Raw genomic sequence first — 18,235 nt, forward strand, 5'->3', positions numbered from 1 at the left:
GGCCGCGTGCGGCTCAGCAACGTCCTCGGGCTCTACCTCGCCCGGCTGCGCCACCGGTGGCCCCAGGAACTGCTCGCGATCCTCGGCATCGCCGCCGGCATCGCGCTGCTCTACGCCAGCTCGGTCGCGAACACCAGCCTCGCCGGGCCGGTCAAGCAGCTCGCGCGCGGCGTCGCCGGAAACTCCCAGCTCCAGCTGATCGCCCGCAGCCCCGACGGCCTCCCCGTCAGCCTCGCCGCCCCGATCCGCGAGATCCCGGGCGTGCGGACCGCCGCGCCCGTGCTCGAGGCGCCGGCGACCCTCGTCGGCCCCCGCGGCCGGCGGGCGCTGACCTTCTACGCCGGCGATCCCCGGGTCGTCCGGCTGAGAGGCACCCTGCTACGGGGGTTCACCGACGACGAAGCAGCCAGTCAGGACACGATCGCCATCCCCACCCGCGTCGCTCGCTCCGTCGGGTTGCGGTTCGGCGACGACGCGCAACTGCACATCGCCGGCGCCACGCACCCCGTGGCGGTCGCGACCGTGGGGACCGACCAGATCGGGAAGCTGGCCAACAACGCTCTCGGGCTCGCGCCGCTCGCCTACCTCCAACAGCTCGCCCGGATGGACGGCCGCGCGACGCGGATCCTCGTCGAGGCAGAACCTGCCGCCCTCGACGACGTCCGAACGCGCCTCCGGCTCCTCGCCGGCACGACGGCCGATGTTCGTCCGGCCGACTACGACGCGCGGCTCTTCGCCACCGCCGTCGCGCCGACCAGCCAGGCGACGACGATCTCCAGCACCGTCTCCGCCCTGATCGGTTTCCTGTTCGCCATCTGCGCGATGCTCGTCTCGATGGGCGCACGGCGCGCGCTCGCGGTCGATCTGCGCCTGGACGGCTACCGACCGCGACAGGTGCTCGGGATCCTGCTCGTCGACGCGTTCGTGCTGGCTGCCGTGGCGATCGTCGTCGGCTTGGCCGCCGGCGAGGCGATCTCGCGTGGTGGCTACGGCGCCGATGTCGACTTCCTCGCAGGTGCGTTCCCGATCGGGTCGATCCGGGTCGTCACCTGGCCGAGCTTCGCGATCGCGATCGCGGGCGGCCTCGTCGCGGCGATCGGCGGCGTCCTGCTCCCCGTCTGGCGCTTGATCTTCGCCCGCGTCCCTCAGGTCGGTCAGCCGCCAACGACCGAACCCGCCCGGCCCGGCCGCCGCTTCGCCGGCCACCGGTTGACCCTGGCGGGCCTCGCGCTGCTGGCCGTCTCTGTCACGGTCACCGTCCTCGCGCCGGGCGCCGCGGTCCTGGCCCTGGTCGCGCTGGTGGGTGCGCTGGTGCTGCTCGTGCCGGCGGTCCTCTCGGGCGCCGTGTGGTTGTTGGACTGGTGCAGTCGCCACACCCCCCGGCTGATCGCGCCGTTGGAACTCGCGTTGCCGTCGCTGCGTGCTCAGGAATGGGCGAGCCGATCGATCGCCATCACCACGATCGGCGCGGTCGCCGTGTTCGGCGGAGTCGCCCTCCAGGGCGCGCGCAGCAACCTGCAGGCCGGCCTCGAGGAGGTCAGCACCGAAATGCTCGGCATCACGGACCTGTGGGTCGCCCCCGACGGGCCGGGATCGTTGTTCGGCACCGACCCCTTCCGCGACCAGTACCGGCAGCGCATCGCCGCCGTCGAGGGCGTCCGCCACGTTGGCCTCTACCGCGCCGCGCTGCTGGACGTCGACGAGCGCCGCACCCTCGTGCTCGCGCCGCCGCGCACCGCCCCCTACCTGATCCCGCCGGGACAGGTCCGCGACGGCGACCTCGCCGACGCGACCGCTCGCGTCCGCGCAGGAGGCTGGGCCACCCTCTCGGAAGCGCTCGCCGAGCACCTGCACCTCCGCGTCGGCGATCGGTTCGTGCTCCCGACGCCGCGGGCGCGGCCGTTGCGGCTCGCGGCGATCACCACGAACTTCGGCTGGTCGGGCGGGTCGATCGTGCTCAACGCCGACGACGCCGCGGCGCTCTGGAACTCGCCATCGATCGGCGCCTATCTCGTGGAGGTCGAGTCCGGAGCCGACCCGGCGATGGTCCAGGCCCGGCTCGCGCGCACGCTCGGTCCTCGCGCCCCGCTGCGGATCGAGACCCCTGCGGCGCGCCACGAACGGCAGAGCGCGGTTGCCCGCGATGGCCTGGAGCGGCTGCGCCAGATCGCGCTCATGACCCTGATCGCCGCTGTGCTCGCGATGGGTGCGGCGACCGCCGCGCTGCTCTGGCAACGCCGGGCGAGCGTCAGCCGCCAGAAGCTCGACGGCCACCGGACGGGCCGGATGTGGGCGACGCTCGCGATCGAAGCCGCAACGCTCTTCGTCACCGGTGCGTTCGCCGGCGCGATCGCAGGGCTCCTCGGCCAGTTGCTGTTCAGCCGCGCACTCGCATCGATCATGGGCTTCCCAGTCCAGACGCACCTTCGTCCCGGAATCGCGGCGCTCACCTTCGCGCTCGTTACGCTGGTCGCCCTGGCGGTCGTAGCCGTACCGGGATACGTCGTTGCCCGCACCCGCCCTTCGCTCACGATCCGCGACTAGCCCACCGCCCCACCGGGACCCGGTCCCGCTCACTGGGCAGCAGCTGCGCGCGCTCGCCGCCGCCACCGGCCGGCACCTCAGCGGCGGTCTGCAACTCGCTGCGCGCGAGCGTCAACGTTGGCTCCAGCACGCGATCGCGATCCCCGATCCGACGCTGCGCTACGACGCGCTGCGCTCCCTCACCGCCAAGCGCAGCTACGCCGACGGCGCCGCCGCGTTCTGGATCCTCCCGCGGCGCCGCAACCCCAATGTCATCCGGGCCGCCGTCGCGTTTCAGACCGCCGCCAACTACATCGACCTGACCAGCGAGCGCGCCGCACTCCACGGATACGAGATCACCCCGGGACTCACCCGCTCGTTGGTCGACGCCGTCGCGGTCGGCGACCCGCTCGGCGACTACTACCAGACGCATCCGTGGCAGGACGACGGCGGCTACCTCGAGCAGCTGGCGGACGGCTGCCGGCGCAGCTGCGCCGGCCTGCCCGCTCACGCCTTGGCCCAGCCGATCCTGCGCCTGGAAGCACCGCAGCTACGCACCCTGGAGCTGGAGCACGACCCGAACCCTGCCCGCCGAGACGCGCAGCTGGCGCGCTGGGGGCGCGAGCACTACCCCAACACCGACGCCACCTGGACCGAAGCGGCCGCCGGCGCGAGTGCCGGACTCGCGGTTCTCGCGCTGCTCGCCCTCGCCGGCGACCCCGAGACCACCGCGGACGACCTAGCGGCCGCGGCCGGCGCCTACACCTGGGTCAGCCGCCTGTCGGTGGCGCTCGACGGCCTCATCGACCACGACGAGGACGAGCAGAGCGGCGGCTGGAGTTCGATCGCCCACTACGGCGACCCACAGGCCGTCGCCGAGCGCGTCGAGTTCCTGATCGAACGGGCCAACCAAGAGATCGCGACGCTGCGCCGTGCCCCGCAACACCGCGTCCTGGTCGCCGCCACCATCGCGCTCTTCCTCTCCCACGCCGACGCCCGACGCCCGACCGCGGCGGCGGTGATCGAATCGATCACGCCCGCCGCCGGCCAGCTCGGGCGGCTCCTGACCACGTTCCTGCGCACCTGGCGCTGCTGCACCGGCGTCCTCGCCGGCTGAGCCTCACACCAAGAGTTTCCAACAGTAGAACCTTCCAACCCTGGAAGCTTCCAACCGAAGACTAGGCACAGAAACAGAGCCGTCTTAGGTTCATCGGCATCGCAGCAGCCAGCCCCGCTGCGACCGGCCCCGATGCTCCTGCCAGACGACCCCTTCGGCCAGTTCGCCAGCGACGACCTGGTGTCCCTCTGGGACGCCGAGCCAGCAACGGCACAGGCGGTCGCGCCCGCGCCGCCCTTCACCGAGCTGCGCGAGCGATCGATCACCGCCCACGCGGCGGTGCAGTTCGCGCGCCGCGTCCTGCAGGACCCCGACGTCCTGCGCTGGTGGGCGCGCTTCGAGGCGCCCGAGCTGCGAGCCGCGGACGTGCCCCCGCCTCTGCGAGCGCGGCTGGAACGCGTCCGACAGCAAATGCGGTACCTGGCCGGCCTCGGAGAGTTCGGGCTTTCGGCGCCCTCGTGGCTCGATCCTGAGCGGCAGCTTCGCGGCATCGGGTTCCTCGAGGTCGGCGACGACGTCGTGTTCGTCCTCGTGCCCCGTCGCCGCAGGGACTGGGTCGCTCGGTCCGTGATCGTTCACAACGGCCCCGACGACCCACAACTCCTGCGCCGGGTCCGCGAACGCCGTTCGTTGCGCTACCAGGCCCGGGCCGAAGCTCAACACGCACCACGCTACGACCGCCACCGCCGACCCTACCAGCGCCGCCGCGCGTCCACCTCCTCGTTGCTGGCGGAGGATCATGCTTGACCGGCGTCGACCGCGGCCCGCGCGCCGCTGCGCCGGGTCGCCCCACGTCCGCGACGCCCACTCCTCCCGAGCGGCATGGGACGGCGCTGGACGGAACGAGGGCACCAGCGCAGCACCGAGGACAGCGGTCCCCGCAGGCGTGCATGCCAGCCGCACCCCCGCGGTCACGGCAACGGGGACCGCCGTCCCGGCACCGCTCAGCAACGTCCGGTTAGCGGCATCCAGGGTCCCACCGGCGTCGCCGGCGGGACCCCAATCACGGCGGTGACGCGCCGTGGAACGCCGCTGCTCCTACACACCAAACTCGGAGGAACAGCATGGCCCAGTGTACCCGTGCGCCCGATGCCAACCGGTTCAGCACCCCAACCGGTGCGGCGAGCGCAAATCCCCACTCCGCCACGCGGCTACGGGCTCGCGCGAGCGCCCGCCGGTCGAGCAACTAGCTCGTTCGGTTGTGCGTGAAAGCCATTCGGCGATCCCGCGCAGCTCGTACCAACCATCCACCTACAACGAGGAGTTGTAATGGTTCGAAACGGGCGCCTGAAGCGCCACCTCCTGGCCGCGGCGGCCACCGTCACGGCCGCCTTGGGCGTGCTCGGCGGGGCCGCCGCCCCCGCCATGGCTGAGCCCGCCCCCGGCACGGTCTGCTGGGTGAACGGCAGCTACGGCTACGGGATGTACGACGGCACCTACACGTGGCGGAAGAACGCCACCTACGGTGCCGCGTTCGTCTACGACTGGGACTGGGGCTGGCACAACAACGTGCACTACGCGGCGGGTCACCTCGCCGGCGAGAACCCGGATCAGCACTACCTCATGATCCGGAGCACCATCACCTGCTAGGTGGGTGCCGTTCGGAGGGGCCCCGGTTCATCGAGCCGGGGCCCTTTCCGATGGGCATCTATGGATCCATAGATGTTTTCCAATCGATAGGATTCCCGGCGTGGAATCGTCCGACGTCGACCTGGAGCCGCCTCTGAGTTTTCGCCACGGGCACCTCTTCCCGCTGGTTGGATTCGGCGTCGCCGCTCTGCTGAGCGCTGCAGTCTTCGCGTTGCGCTGGCACCAAGACTGGAACGTCTCCGAGGGCACCTACGCCCTGACGGCCCGTGCCCTGCTCGATGGAGGCGACCTCTACGGTCAGCTGGTGGTAGCTCAGCCGCCGCTGGCGTTCGGGATCGGCGCTGGCGTACTGGCGGTGGTCGATTCGCTCGACGCGCTCCGCGCGGCGATGGCGCTGCTGCAGCTCGCCTCCTTGGCGATGTTGGCGACGGTGGCTTGGCGGATCAGCGGTTCCCGCCTGGTGGCGGCCGTGCTCCCCCCGCTCGGGATGCTGCTGCCCTGGTCGGTACATGAACAGGGAATCTTCTCCGTCGAGGCGGTAGCGCTGCCGCTGCTTGCCGCCGCCGCCGTCCTCGGCGCCCGTCGCTCCGGCTCGTTGTGCGCCGGTGCGCTCCTGGCCGCGGCGATCGGCGTGAAGCTGCCGATGGCGCTACCGGCCGTGGTCACGCTCTGGTTCCTGGCCGACCGGAAGCGCGGGCTGTTCGGCTTCGCCGCGAGCGCCGCGGCGATCGCCGGCGGTTCGCTGTCGACCTTCGGCTCCGGCGTCATCGAGCAGGCCGTTCTGGCCCAACTCGAGGTTGGCCGCCACGACCTGCACTACCTCGCCGAACTCGCCGCCCAAGTGCTGTGGAACATGGCCGGACTCGCGCTCGGGCTCCTAGCCGTCGTCGTCGCCTACCGCAACGGATGGCGCCCCCGCGACGACGCTCAATGGCGTGTCGCGGTGGCGATCAGCGTCGGGATGCTCTTGACCGCCGGGTCGCTGCTCAAGACGGGCACCTCCCTGACCGTCCTCGCCCCGATCGAAGCGCTCCTCTTGCCGCTGGCGGTGACCGGCGGTTGGCTCGCGGCACAGCACCCAGGACGCTGGTCGCGCTTGGCGGCTGTCGTCGTGGTCGCATTCTCCGTCGCGCAGTCCGCAGCGCTCCTGGCCAGCCCGCGAACGGGCGGGCACTTGTTCTCCCGGCCCGGCGCCGTTGCCTGGGGGATTGGCCTGACCCGCGCGGAAACCGACGCCCAGGTCGCTGCCGCTCGGAGGTGCCCCGCGACGGTCGCATTCAGCGGCACCACCACCGTCGCGTTCCGTGCGCACCGGCGCATGCCGGGTGGACAGCCAGACGTCTTCCTACCGTCGCACGCCCAACGTCTCAAGGCGACGGCGGACGCCGTCGCCGCCGACGTCCAGCGATGCCCCTAACCCGATGACGGCCCACGGCCGCCTGACGCTGGCGATCCGCCGATGACGACCCCGAGGCTCCACGCGGCCCTCTTCGTGACGCTCGCCGGCGCGGCCGTCTGTCCGTCGGTAACCCGGCTGGCTTACCGAGCCGGTTTCCGTGACGGCTACGCGGCCGGCATCCGAGCCGTGGGACCGCCCCCAGCCGCGGCCTGTCCGCCCGCGTCGGGAGCCGTGCAGTCGCCGACGATCCGCCGAGGTCAGGCTGGTCACCGACGTGTTGACGTCGACCGCCGCTCGCCCTCCTAAGCCGGAGCTGCTGACGCGCGTTGGCGAGCGGTTCGCCCGCGTAGCCGGGCGGCGCCCCCGAGCAACCGCGCGACGACGGAGAGGCCATCAGGCCTGCCCAGATTCCTGCGCGAGCAGTCCCGACCTGCTCGAACCTGCTTCTACCGAGAGGCCACAACAAGGGGCCTGCGAACCATCCCGTGTCGCGCCGCAGCGACAGATTCAGGTTAGTTCAAGTTGGGACTGCAGATCCGATCCTCGCTTCAGGATCCCTAGACATATCTGGGAGACGACTGTATGTTCCTCCGCCAGTCGGACAGCCCATGCCGACTCAGGCGCTCACGGGCGAGCGCGGGCCGTCCACGGCCGAACCCCGACCACGACCTCCACCCGAGCCACCATGACCGACCTCCTCGCCACCCTCCGCGAAGGCCTCGCCTCCGCCCCCACCGCCAACCGCCCTGCCGGCATCGAGATCGAGCAGCGGCTTGCGCCAGCAGGCGGCCTGAACGTCAAACCACCGAGCTACGACGGGGATCTGGAGATCCATCCGCGCAGCATCGACGGCGGGGTCCACCAGGTGATCGAGCTCGACAGCGTCGGCTCGGCCGCCAACCGGATCGAGGAGGCGCTGGCCGAGTTGGACCGCGCCGGCGACTACCCACTGCCGGTTGCGCGGACGACCGTCGACCCCGGGCACGACCTCTCGCCGATCGAGATCACCACCCTCGAGGCGCCCCATCGCGTGTTCGATGCCTGGATCAGGCTGTCGGAGAACGAGGACGGCACGAAGTTCGAGGACACCCAGCAGGGGCACGACCTGACGCTCGCCCACCCGCGCAAGCTCGACGCGTTGCTGGAGACCTCCGCGCACGACCTGCTGCTCGGCGTCTGGGACTCGCACCGCAAGGGCCCGCACGGCCAGATCCGCCTGGCCCGCAGCCTCACGACCAGCCTGATCGGTCTGCTGCCCGACGACGATCGCGACGCGCAGGTCGTAGCCGCCCTCGTCGACAACGCCAAGCAGGGCGAGGGCCAGAAGGCGCTCAACTCCCCCTTCGTCCAGCAGCCGATCGCCGCCCGTCGCGACCCGCTCAACCTCGGCCAGGCCAGCGATCTGCCCAAGGGCGAGCAGAAGCTCTCGGCCCAGGGTCTCAGCTCGATCCCGCCGGTCCGCACGAAGCAGACCGTCTCGATCGCCGAGGCCCGTTACCTCGGCTACCTCTCCTTCCCGGCCCTGCGCCGCCTCGGGTTCGAGCAGTACGACGAGACCGAGGTCCGTGTCCTGCTGGCCCTGCTGGCGCTCTACGGGCTGCTGCTGCGCGACGACCAGGGCTGGGACCTGCGCTCCGGCGCGACCTTCGTCCCCACCACCGCCCTGCAGTTCCGGATCGCCCGCGCCGGCGGCCAGGCCGAGCCGTTCGACCTCGACGTCGTCGAGGCCCGCCGACTGCTCGACGACGCCGTCGCGCGAGTCGGGATCAAGGACCGCAAGATCACGCTCCAGGCCGGCAAGACCCTCGATGGCCTCGTCCAGCGGTCGATCGCCGACGCCAAGAAGAAGGAGCAGTAGCCGTGCTGCGGATCGAGGTCCGCTTCCCGCTCGGCGTCTACCACGCGCTGTCGAACGCGCGCTTCGGCGCGCCGGAGTGGCCGCCGAGCCCGGTACGGCTGATCGGCGCCCTGCTGGCCGCTGCGCACGAGGCGCCCGGGGCCGACACCGACGCCGCTCGTGGACTGCTCGAACGGATCTGCGCAGCGGACCCGCCCGTGATCGTCGCACCCGCGGTGATCGGCCCCGACGAGCCCAGCACCGACGGGAAGACGCTCGGCACCGACATCGTCGTCGCGCTCCGCGGCGCTTCGCGCTGGGCGCCGCGCAACCACAGCGACAGCGAGGTCAAGTCCAGCGGCCTCTCGCCCCGCAACCTCGCGCGCGAACGCACGGAGGTCCACAAGGGCGGGGTCGCGATCGGCGACCGTCCCGTCGAGATCCACTGGCCGGACCTCGACCTGGACGACGACGAGCGCCGGTTGCTCAACGCCCTGCTCGACGAGCTGACGTTCCTCGGGACCTCGCGTTCGCCGGTGATCGCCCGCGCCCTTGGCTCCGAGGCCACGCTCTCCGTCGGCGACCAGTGGAAGCCCAGCGTCGGAAGCGGCCGCGGTGACGCCGAGGTCCGCGTCCCCAACCCGGGCCTGCTCCGCGCCTTCGACCAGCGTCACGAGGCCCGCCGCTCGACGGGGAAGAAGGCGGTCGCCACCGGCGAGCACGTTCCCGGCATCGCGATGGGCAACGTTCTCCCGTACGTGCTCGACTCGCGCCGGCTCGCCGCCGAGGCTGCGGAGCCCCTCGACCCGCGGCAGTGGGGCGAGATGCTCGTGCTGGAGCTCGACCCCGGACCGGAGACAGCCGAGGAGCGACGAGACGAACGCGCCCGTCGCGAGAACGACAAGCCCCCGCGCCACAGCCAGCTGCGCCCGAAGGCCGCCGCGGGGTTCCTGCTTGCCCGCGCCTTCCGCGAGGCCCTGCTCGGGGCCTACACCGCGATCGGCACCGACGGCGAGGCTCCACCGGTCCTGCGGGGGCACGGCGACGAGCCCCACGCCGCGATCGTGCCGCTGCCGTTCGTCGGCACGATCGTCAAGCGCTCGAAGCGCGACGAGGTCGAGCAGCAGCACCGGATCCCCGCCGACGGGATCGTCCGCGGGATCGCGGTCCTGCTCCCCCACGAGGACCGCGTCGCCGACGTCGCCGCGCAGGCCGAACGGGTCAGGCAGGGACTGATGCAGTTCGTCGGCGTCACCGGCCGCCGCTGGATCGACGTACCGAACGCCGGCCGCGTCTTCCTGCGCGCGCCGAACCCGAATCGGCCGCTGCTCCAGACCCTGCGCGACGCGCGCTACCGACGGGCCAGCCGGGTCTGGGAGACCGTCCTGCCCGTCGTCCACGCCCACCGGCGGACGTCGACCGGGCCGCGCGGCCTGCTCCGTCAGATCGCGAAGGACTGCAGCCACGTCGGCCTGCCCGACCCGATCGCCGTCGAGGTGCTGGAGCACGCGCCGCTGGGCGGCGCGCCGGATCGGCTCTGGCCCGACCGGCTGGTGCCGCCGGATTGGCGCGGCCCGCTGGACGGACCCCGCAGCCATCTGCGCATCACCTTCGAGCGACCGGTGATCGGGCCGCTGGTGCTCGGCCGCGCGCGGCACTTCGGGGTCGGGCTGTGCCTGCCGAACGTGCAGCTGGCCGCCGACGTCGAGGAGTCAGCCGCATGATCGACTTCGACACGTTCCTGCGGGAGGTCCGCGGCCACGCGCCGTATCCGTGGCAGCGGAAGCTGGCCGAGCGGCTTGCCCAAGAGGCGCCAAGCGTCGTCGGCGGCCCCGCCCCGCTGACGATCGCGGTGCCCACCGGCAGCGGCAAGACGACGGTCGTCGACGCCCTGGTCTGGGCGCTCGCCGCCCAGGCCGACCGGCCGCCGCGCGAGCGAACGGTCGGAGCGCGGATCGTCTGGGCGATCGACCGCCGGCTGCTGGTCGACGAGGTCCACGACCAGGCCGAGCGGCTGGCCCGGAAGCTGGCCGCCGCCCTCGGCGACCCCGCCGACCCGCTCCACGACGTCGCGGCCCGGCTGGAGCGCCTGAAGGGCACGCCGCCCGCGGGCGGCTGGGCCACGGCCACCGGCGCGGCCGTTGACGAGGCGCCGGACTCGACGGCGCCGGCGGTCGATGATCCGGCGCTGACTCCCGAGCACCAGGCCCTCCGCGGCCAGCCGCTCATCGCCACCCGCTGGCGCGGTGGCGTCGCGATCCCGTCGCTCGGGCAGCACCCGATGCAGGCCGAGGTGATCACCAGCACCGTCGCCCAGATCGGTTCGCGGCTGCTCTTCCGCGGTTACGGCCTCGGTGATCGCTCGCTGCCGCTCGGCGCCGCGCTGGCCGCCTGCGACACCACGATCTGCCTCGACGAAGCCCACCTGTCCGAGCCGTTCGCCGACACTGTCCAGGCGATCCGCAACCGACGCCAGGCGAGCGGCGACACCACCGCCCCATCGCTGCGGCTGATCCGTCTCTCGGCCACCGCCGCCGACGACGACGGCGATCGAATCCAGCTTTCCGAGGACGACCGCGCGGTCCCGGCGCTGGTGACCCGTCTCCAGGCACCAAAGCACGCCGAGCTGGTCGAGGCGGACGGCACCTCCGACGGCGATCAAGTCACCGCCCTCGCGGCAGCGGTCGGCGAGCACCTCGACGGCGGCCGACGGACGGTGGCCTGCGTGGTCAACAGCGTGCGGACCGCGCGTCACGTCTACGACCGGCTCACCAAGGCATACGAGAAGGTCGAACCGGAAGGCCGACCGGAGACCGTGCTCCTGATCGGTCCGCAGCGGCCGGCCGATCGTCGCCACAGCCTGGACCGCCGGATCGATGGCGCCGGCGCGGCCACGACCACGCCACGGGAGGTGCTGCTCGACGGCGCCGTCGCGGCCCGACCGCTGGTCGTCGTCGCCACCCAGACCTTCGAGGTCGGCCTCGACGCCGACGTCGAAGCGCTCGTCACCCAGTCGGCCTCGGCGGTGGCGTTGACCCAGCGGCTCGGTCGCCTGAACCGGACCGGGCGCCTCCGTCCCGAGGCCCACGCCGCAGACGGCACCACGCCAGCGGAGGGCCTCGCGACGATCGTCCGCCACGTCGGCTTCCCGCTCTACGCGGACGACGAGGAGGCCGCCTGGGAGTGGCTGTCGCGGACGCTCCCTCGCACGGCGGCGGATGCCATCGACGTCTCGGTCGCCTCGTTGATCGCGATGCCTCCCCCGCCGGTCGCGAAGCGCGCGCACGCCGCCGAGCTGGGCGACCAGGTGATCGAGTTGCTGACGCAGACCAGCCCGCGACCGCATCGGCGGAGCGACCCAGACGTCGATGCGTTCCTGCGCGGCGCCGAGTCGGAGCCCGACAGCGATGTCAGCGTCTGCTGGCGAGCCGATCTCGCCGAAGACGATCTCACCGCCGGAGCCCACGCCTACCGTGCGTCGCTGCTCCGCCTCGTTCCCCCGCGCCGCGACGAGCAGCTGACCATGAGCATCGCCGCGGTGCGCACGCTGCTGGCCGTCCGTACCGGGCAGGTGCAGGTCCCGAGGAGCCGACAGGAGCAGCTGATCGAGGGTGCGGCCGATGTCGAGGGAAGCGCCCCGCCGGCGGCTCCGCCGCCGAACGACGCCCAGCAGCGTTTCGACGGCATCCCGTTCCTGGTCCGGCGCGACGACGAGCTGCTGCCCGGCCGCTCGGTCGATGACGGCCGGTTCAGCGACGGCCTGGCGATCCGCGACCTGCGCCCTGGCGATCTGCTCGTCCTGCCGACGACGCTCGGCGGGGTCGACGACGCCGGTCTGGCGATCGCGTCGCCGCACGGCACCGACGTCGCCGGAGACGTCAAGCCGCTCGTCCTGCCCGGAGACCCTCCGGCCCGTCCGCATCCGTTGCGTCTCACGGCGGGGGCGCTCGATGCCGCGTACGAGGACGCGATCCCGCTCGCCGGTCCGCGGGCGCAGCGCGTGCGGCGCATCCTGCGGCGGGTCGCGGCCTTCGAACGGCGGCTCGACAACGCGAAGACCGGCGCCGGCCGGCTCGCGGTGTTCCGCGACTTGTTCTCCGAGCTCAGTGACCATCCGGTCCTCGCGGCGACCGACGACACCCGGCTCGCCGGTGGGGTGCCCCTCACCGCCTCGGGCCTCGCCCCGACCGAGGTCGAGCTGCGCCGGATCACCCCGAACCTGCCGCCCGAGCTGACCGACCCCGTCGACGATCCCGCCGGGCTGTTCCTCGGCATGCCGACGGTCCCCGACGACGCGGCCCTGTTTCTCGGCGATGTGGAGGACCGGGACGAAGAGCCCGAGCTCGACGAGTTCGCCGGCGACGCCCTCACCGAAGACGACATCGGATCTCGCGACGGCTCCGCCGACGGCGCGCTGCTGCCCGGCGAGGACCCGCCGATGGCGACCGGCGGCTGGGTGCTGCTGCCGACCGCCACCGCCCACGACCGGGTGCGCCCCTGGGGAGAGGACCCACCGACGCTCGAAGCACACGCGCACGCGGTGGCCGACCGGACGGCGTGGTTCGCCCGGGCCGCCGGGCTCTCCGAGGTCCTCGTCCGGTCGCTGGTGCTGGCCGCACGCGTCCACGACCACGGCAAGGCCGATCCGCGGATGCAGGCGTTCTTCCGCGGTGGCGTCGCGCCCCCGCTGGCGAGCCCGATCGCGAAGAGCGTCTTCGGGACCGACGACCGCCGCGCCGACCGCACCGCCCGGCTGGGATCGGGCTTGCCGTCGGGATGGCGGCACGAACAGGCGTCGACGGCGATCCTCGACGACGCCCTCGCCCACGACCGGATCGGCGGCCTGCTCGACGAGCCGGAACGCGGTATCGACATCGACCTGGTGCGTGGCCTCGTCGACGGCCACCACGGCGCGGCGCACCCGCTGCCCCCCGTCCCCGGTCCCGGCGCGCCCGCCCGCTCGTTCCACGTCGATGCCGCCGGCGTCGCCGGCACCGCCACCGGCTCGGACACCGAGGCCTGGGGCGACGGCGAATCGCTCCGCCGGTTCGAGCGGCTGACGGCCCGCCATGGCCCATGGTCGCTCGCCTACCTGCAATCGCTGCTGGTTCTCGCCGACCGGACCGTTTCGGCGGAGGGGCGCTGAGATGGCCTTCGATCTGCCCTGGATGCGGCCGCAGGCGCCGTACATGCCGATCGCGACCGTCGGGTTGCTGACCGCGATCAGCGACGCCGGCCTCGACGCGCAGGCCCTCTGGCGCCGCGATCTCGGCGGAGAGGTCTTGGAGATCCGCTCCGAGGCCACGGCCGAACGCGCCGCGCAGGCGATCGTCGACGCGCCGTGGCCGCAGCTCGACCGGATCTGGCCAGGCCAGAAGGTCGGGCAGGCGATCAAGCCGATGTTGGCCGCGACGTCCGACCCCGCGCAGACGCTGCGGAATCTGCGGCGCCGGGTGGACGAGCAGGACGCCGCGGCGAAGGCGACCGGCGACCCGCGCCTGATCGGTGAGCAACGGCTGCTGCGCGCGCTCGTCACCGACGCCGTGCTCGACGACGGCGGGGTCCCCAGCCGCAGCCGACTGCTGCGTGGCGTCAAGGCCGACCTGTCGGGGATCGCGGAGAAGCTGCCGCTGAAGGTGCCCGATCTGGCACGGGAGCTGACCGAGGGTCCGGTCTGGCGCAACGGCAAGTCGGGACGCGGGCTCGGCCTGGTGCCCGAGGTCCAGACCTTCGGCGGCACCACCGGCCGCAAGCCCTCCGATGTCGGCAGTCATTCGGTCCTGCTCTACCGCCTGCTGTGGCTGGGGATCCTGGCGCTGCATCCGGTCGGCGTCCGGCGAGGCACGCAGCGGATCGTCGGCGGGCCGTTGTTCACGGACCTGGTCAGCGGTGAGCCGACGCTCTCGTGGCCCACGTGGTCGTTCCCGGTCGGCGCACGCGAACTGGCCCGGCTGCTCGATGTCGCCGCGATCCACGTCGCCTCCCCCGATCCCCGCTGGCTTGCCGCACGTGGCATCACCGGGGTCCATCGCGCGTCGTCGGTCCCGATCAACTCGATGATCGGGGTGTTCCGCTGGGGGGAACGGGTCGCGTGACGCTGGCCGGCGGGCACGAGCCGCCGCCGGACGACGCGCTCGTTCCCGCCCGGATCCTCAACGAGCATGTCTACTGCCCGCGGCTGGCGTGGTTGGAGTGGGAGGCGAAGGCCTTCGTCGACAACCTGGAGACGGTCGAGGGCCGGGACGTGCACCGCCGGGTCGACGAGGAGCGAGGTGGCACGCCTGAGCCACCGTCCGGTGATCCTCCGGAAGGCGACGCTGCCGACGACTCCGAGCACGTCGATGACGCGAACGCCCACCGGCCCCGTTCGGTCACCGCGCTCCCGATCAGCTCGTCCCGCTTGGGCGTGACCGCCAAGCTCGATCGCGTCGACTTCCGCGACGGGCAGGCGATTCGATCGAGACGAAGCGCGGCCGCCCCCGCCGAGGAGGACCTGTCGTCTGGGAGCCCGAGCGCGCCCAGCTGACCGCCCAGGCGCTGCTGCTGCGTGAGCAGGGCCATGTCGTGCCGCACGCGGAGGTCTTCTTCGCCGAGACCCGGTCACGGCACGACGTGCCGATCGCCGACGACGCAGAGGCGTGGATCGCCGGCCTGGTGGCGGAGGTTCGCACCAATGCCGCTCGTACCGGGCCTCCACCGCCGCTCGTCGACAGCCCCAAGTGTCCGCGCTGTTCGCTGGTCGGCGTCTGTCTGCCGGACGAGGTCAACCTGCTGCGTGACCGGACGGCCGAGAAGCCGCGCAGGCTCGTGGCCCGCGACGACCCACGCTCGCCGCTGTACGTGATGACGCCAGGGGCCTTCGTGCGGCAGAAGGGCGGCCGGCTGGAACTCGAGCACCAGGGCGAGAAGGTCGCCAGTCGCCGGCTCCTGGACGTCGCGCACGTGGCGGTCTTCGGCAACGTCACGATCAGCAGCGGAGCCGTCCGCGCCTGCTTGGAGCAGGACACGCCGATCCTGTGGTTCACCTCCGGCGGGTGGCTCAGTGGCTACGCGATCGCCCACGGCGGGTCGTGGGTGGCGCGACGGATGGCGCAGACGATGCTCGCCCTCGACCCTGCCCGCGGCGCGGTCGCCGCCGCGATGATCGCCGGCAAGCTCCGAAACCAGCGCACGCTCCTGCGTCGCCTGGGTGGGGAGACCCAGCGCGACGCGGCGTCGCAGCTGACGGACCTGGCGCGGACCGCCGAGGCCGAGAGCGATCCGGCGTCCTTGCTGGGCCTCGAAGGCACCGGAGCGCGGATCTACTTCGACGGCTTCCCCTCGCTCCTGAAGCGCCACGGCGACGAGTTCCGCTTCGAGGGCCGCAACCGCCGGCCGCCGACCGACCGGGTCAACGCGATGCTCTCGTTCGCGTACGCGCTGCTGGTCCGGGACACGACGGTGGCGTGCCTCGCGGCGGGGCTCGATCCGCAGGTCGGTCTGCTGCACCGGCCACGGCACGGGCGTCCGTCGTTGGCACTCGACCTGGCCGAGGAGTTCCGGCCTCTGGTCGGCGACTCGACAGTCGTGACGGCGATCAACAACGGCGAGCTGCGTCCGCGGGACTTCGTCCAGCGCGGGGGTGCCGTGGCGCTGACCGATGCGGGCCGCAAGCGGGTGATCGCGGCCTACGAGCGGCGCGTCGCGGTGACGCTGGAGCATCCGCTGTACGGCTACCGCGTCAGCTACCGGCGGGCGATGGAGCTGCAGGCACGGCAGCTGGCAGCGGTGATCGACGGCCAGCTCGAGGGCTATCGACCGTTGACGACGCGCTGATGGCCGAGCGGATCCGGTTCCTGGTCACGTACGACATCCGGCACCCGCGACGCCTGAAGCGGGTGCACGACGTCGTCGTCGACCACGGCGAGCGCCTGCAGTACTCGGTCTACGTCTGCGACCTCACCCGCCAGGAGATGGTGGCCCTTCGCGCCGCCTTGCGCAAGGTGATGCACCTGGACGAGGATCATGTGGCGATCTTCGACCTCGGCCCGCCCCAGGGTCGTGCCAGCAGACGGGTCGAGCACCTGGGTCGAGCGCCGAAGATCCCCGACGAGGACGAACCGGCGATCTGGTGACCCTCGTCGCGAGCGGTCAGGTGGTGGCCCGTTTCCCGGTGACCTCTCGCGCGACGATCTCCCTGCAACGAAAGGGTTCTGCGGTTCCGAGACCGGTGCCGATGGTCCGGCATGGGCCGCTCCGCGACCACCTCTCGCGCTCCCCTCCGAAACGCCTGCAAATGGAGGCCGTATTCTGCGAGCCGTCGTACAGGTCGTTCTGCGGCCTCTTCGTAGAAGCTACGAGCAGTACGTTGATTACACGGAAGGGTACTTCGGGGTCGTACAGGTCGTTCTGCGGCCTCTTCGTAGAAGCGACAGCGCCTGGAACTTGCGCTGCGCGTCACGCGACGTCGTACAGGTCGTTCTGCGGCCTCTTCGTAGAAGCTCCCCGCGGCTTGCCACGGTCGATCTCGGCCCGTTCGTCGTACAGGTCGTTCTGCGGCCTCTTCGTAGAAGCCTGCACGAGTTCTGGTGCGCCGCCGACGAGCCGCACCGGTCGTACAGGTCGTTCTGCGGCCTCTTCGTAGAAGCACGCAGGAGCAGCACGAGGCCGGGATCGAGAACCGCCGTCGTACAGGTCGTTCTGCGGCCTCTTCGTAGAAGCGCGAGATGCCGGACAACGTCCGTCGCTGGCGAGCGGGTCGTACAGGTCGTTCTGCGGCCTCTTCGTAGAAGCGACATCGAGCGGGAGATGGCGTCGTGATGACGGTGTCGTACAGGTCGTTCTGCGGCCTCTTCGTAGAAGCATCAACGGACACGGAGGTCTGCCGCGATGGCTGGCATCGTCGTACAGGTCGTTCTGCGGCCTCTTCGTAGAAGCTCGATGATGAGGTAGTCGTCAGCCATGATGTTCCTCGTGTCGTACAGGTCGTTCTGCGGCCTCTTCGTAGAAGCTTCTACGACCCCGACTCGGGCGACGAGATCGCGACCGTGGTCGTACAGGTCGTTCTGCGGCCTCTTCGTAGAAGCCTGAGGCGGTCGGCGTCGTGATCGACACCCTCGAGTCGTACAGGTCGTTCTGCGGCCTCTTCGTAGAAGCTCCAAGACGCTGGCCGACTGCTACGAGACCGGGATCGTCGTCGTACAGGTCGTTCTGCGGCCTCTTCGTAGAAGCCGAGCGCTGCCCGAGCCTCCGGACCACGCGCCGTCGAAGTCGTACAGGTCGTTCTGCGGCCTCTTCGTAGAAGCTCGTGCGACCTGCTGGTGCTGGATGAGGCGATGGAGTCGTACAGGTCGTTCTGCGGCCTCTTCGTAGAAGCACGACCGGCGCGATGGCGTTCTTGGAGCGCCAGCTCCGTCGTACAGGTCGTTCTGCGGCCTCTTCGTAGAAGCTCTCTCGGAGCATCGCCGGAGGCGGGCTGCGCGTCGTCGTACAGGTCGTTCTGCGGCCTCTTCGTAGAAGCTACGCCAAGCCCGAGATCTACGCCGACCGCGAGCTGGGTCGTACAGGTCGTTCTGCGGCCTCTTCGTAGAAGCCGGGAGCAGTACGACGGGTCCGATCAGGACGACCACGTCGTCGTACAGGTCGTTCTGCGGCCTCTTCGTAGAAGCAAGGGCTTGACCAGCTCGTTGCTGCGCGAGATCGACTACGTCGTACAGGTCGTTCTGCGGCCTCTTCGTAGAAGCCGCGGCGAGGTGCGCCAGTATCGCGTCGCCTGGACGGTCGTACAGGT

Annotated in this window: 12 protein-coding genes and 1 CRISPR repeat array (1 of these 13 only partly in view); all 12 genes read left to right on the forward strand. The window is 71.6% G+C overall.

Annotation, left to right across the window (positions count from 1 at the left end; translation table 11 throughout):
* Positions 1-6: 6 nt before the first annotated feature.
* Positions 7-2,544, forward strand: a complete 2,538-nt coding sequence (locus tag SH587_RS11580; protein ID WP_320670770.1) for an ABC transporter permease — start codon at positions 7-9, stop codon at positions 2,542-2,544.
* The gene (locus SH587_RS11585; protein ID WP_320670771.1) at positions 2,507-3,640 is read left to right on the forward strand and encodes a DUF2600 family protein; all 1,134 of its coding nucleotides are present in this window, start codon (positions 2,507-2,509) and stop codon (positions 3,638-3,640) included. Before SH587_RS11580 ends, SH587_RS11585 begins: the two co-directional genes overlap by 38 nt.
* Before the next feature lie 132 nt (positions 3,641-3,772).
* Positions 3,773-4,387 carry a hypothetical protein gene (locus SH587_RS11590; protein ID WP_320670772.1) on the forward strand — a complete coding sequence of 205 codons (615 nt, stop codon included), beginning with the start codon at positions 3,773-3,775 and terminating at the stop codon, positions 4,385-4,387.
* A 522-nt stretch (positions 4,388-4,909) separates the two neighbouring features.
* Positions 4,910-5,230, forward strand: a complete 321-nt coding sequence (locus SH587_RS11595) for a hypothetical protein (RefSeq protein WP_320670773.1) — start codon at positions 4,910-4,912, stop codon at positions 5,228-5,230.
* A 100-nt stretch (positions 5,231-5,330) separates the two neighbouring features.
* Positions 5,331-6,647 carry a hypothetical protein gene (locus SH587_RS11600; RefSeq protein WP_320670774.1) on the forward strand — a complete coding sequence of 439 codons (1,317 nt, stop codon included), beginning with the start codon at positions 5,331-5,333 and terminating at the stop codon, positions 6,645-6,647.
* Between the two features lie 667 nt (positions 6,648-7,314).
* The gene (cas7g, locus tag SH587_RS11605; RefSeq protein ID WP_320670775.1) at positions 7,315-8,487 is read left to right on the forward strand and encodes a type I-G CRISPR-associated RAMP protein Csb1/Cas7g; all 1,173 of its coding nucleotides are present in this window, start codon (positions 7,315-7,317) and stop codon (positions 8,485-8,487) included.
* Positions 8,488-8,489: 2 nt separating this feature from the next.
* Positions 8,490-10,190, forward strand: coding sequence for a type I-G CRISPR-associated protein Csb2 (gene csb2, locus SH587_RS11610; RefSeq protein ID WP_320670776.1), 1,701 nt, complete (start codon positions 8,490-8,492; stop codon positions 10,188-10,190).
* Positions 10,187-13,612, forward strand: coding sequence for a type I-G CRISPR-associated helicase/endonuclease Cas3g (cas3g, locus tag SH587_RS11615; protein WP_320670777.1), 3,426 nt, complete (start codon positions 10,187-10,189; stop codon positions 13,610-13,612). The genes csb2 and cas3g overlap by 4 nt, the downstream gene beginning before the upstream one ends.
* A 1-nt stretch (position 13,613) precedes the next feature.
* Entirely contained in the window at positions 13,614-14,561 is a 948-nt protein-coding gene (locus SH587_RS11620) for a hypothetical protein (RefSeq protein WP_320670778.1), read from the forward strand.
* Complete coding sequence (locus tag SH587_RS11625) at positions 14,558-14,992, forward strand: CRISPR-associated protein Cas4 (protein WP_320670779.1); 435 nt, start codon at positions 14,558-14,560, stop codon at positions 14,990-14,992. The genes SH587_RS11620 and SH587_RS11625 overlap by 4 nt, the downstream gene beginning before the upstream one ends.
* On the forward strand, positions 14,923-16,281 hold the full coding sequence (gene cas1, locus SH587_RS11630) for a CRISPR-associated endonuclease Cas1 (RefSeq protein ID WP_320670844.1): 1,359 nt from the start codon (positions 14,923-14,925) through the stop codon (positions 16,279-16,281). The genes SH587_RS11625 and cas1 overlap by 70 nt, the downstream gene beginning before the upstream one ends.
* Positions 16,281-16,580 carry a CRISPR-associated endonuclease Cas2 gene (gene cas2 / locus SH587_RS11635; RefSeq protein WP_320670780.1) on the forward strand — a complete coding sequence of 100 codons (300 nt, stop codon included), beginning with the start codon at positions 16,281-16,283 and terminating at the stop codon, positions 16,578-16,580. Before cas1 ends, cas2 begins: the two co-directional genes overlap by 1 nt.
* A gap of 184 nt (positions 16,581-16,764) precedes the next feature.
* A CRISPR array of direct repeats spans positions 16,765-18,235; the repeat unit is 36 nt; unit sequence GTCGTACAGGTCGTTCTGCGGCCTCTTCGTAGAAGC; it runs 611 nt beyond the window's last position.

The sequence above is a fragment of the Patulibacter defluvii genome, from assembly GCF_034096925.1.
Lineage (GTDB): Bacteria > Actinomycetota > Thermoleophilia > Solirubrobacterales > Solirubrobacteraceae > Patulibacter > Patulibacter defluvii.

What these genes read in the sequence shown, in the direction of transcription:
- cas2 (WP_320670780.1), top strand. Translation starts at nt 16,281, where the DNA reads ATGGCCGAGCGGATCCGGTTCCTGGTCACGTACGACATCCGGCACCCG.
- cas3g (WP_320670777.1), top strand. Translation starts at nt 10,187, where the DNA reads ATGATCGACTTCGACACGTTCCTGCGGGAGGTCCGCGGCCACGCGCCG.
- SH587_RS11620 (WP_320670778.1), top strand. Translation starts at nt 13,614, where the DNA reads ATGGCCTTCGATCTGCCCTGGATGCGGCCGCAGGCGCCGTACATGCCG.
- SH587_RS11590 (WP_320670772.1), top strand. Translation starts at nt 3,773, where the DNA reads ATGCTCCTGCCAGACGACCCCTTCGGCCAGTTCGCCAGCGACGACCTG.
- cas7g (WP_320670775.1), top strand. Translation starts at nt 7,315, where the DNA reads ATGACCGACCTCCTCGCCACCCTCCGCGAAGGCCTCGCCTCCGCCCCC.
- SH587_RS11595 (WP_320670773.1), top strand. Translation starts at nt 4,910, where the DNA reads ATGGTTCGAAACGGGCGCCTGAAGCGCCACCTCCTGGCCGCGGCGGCC.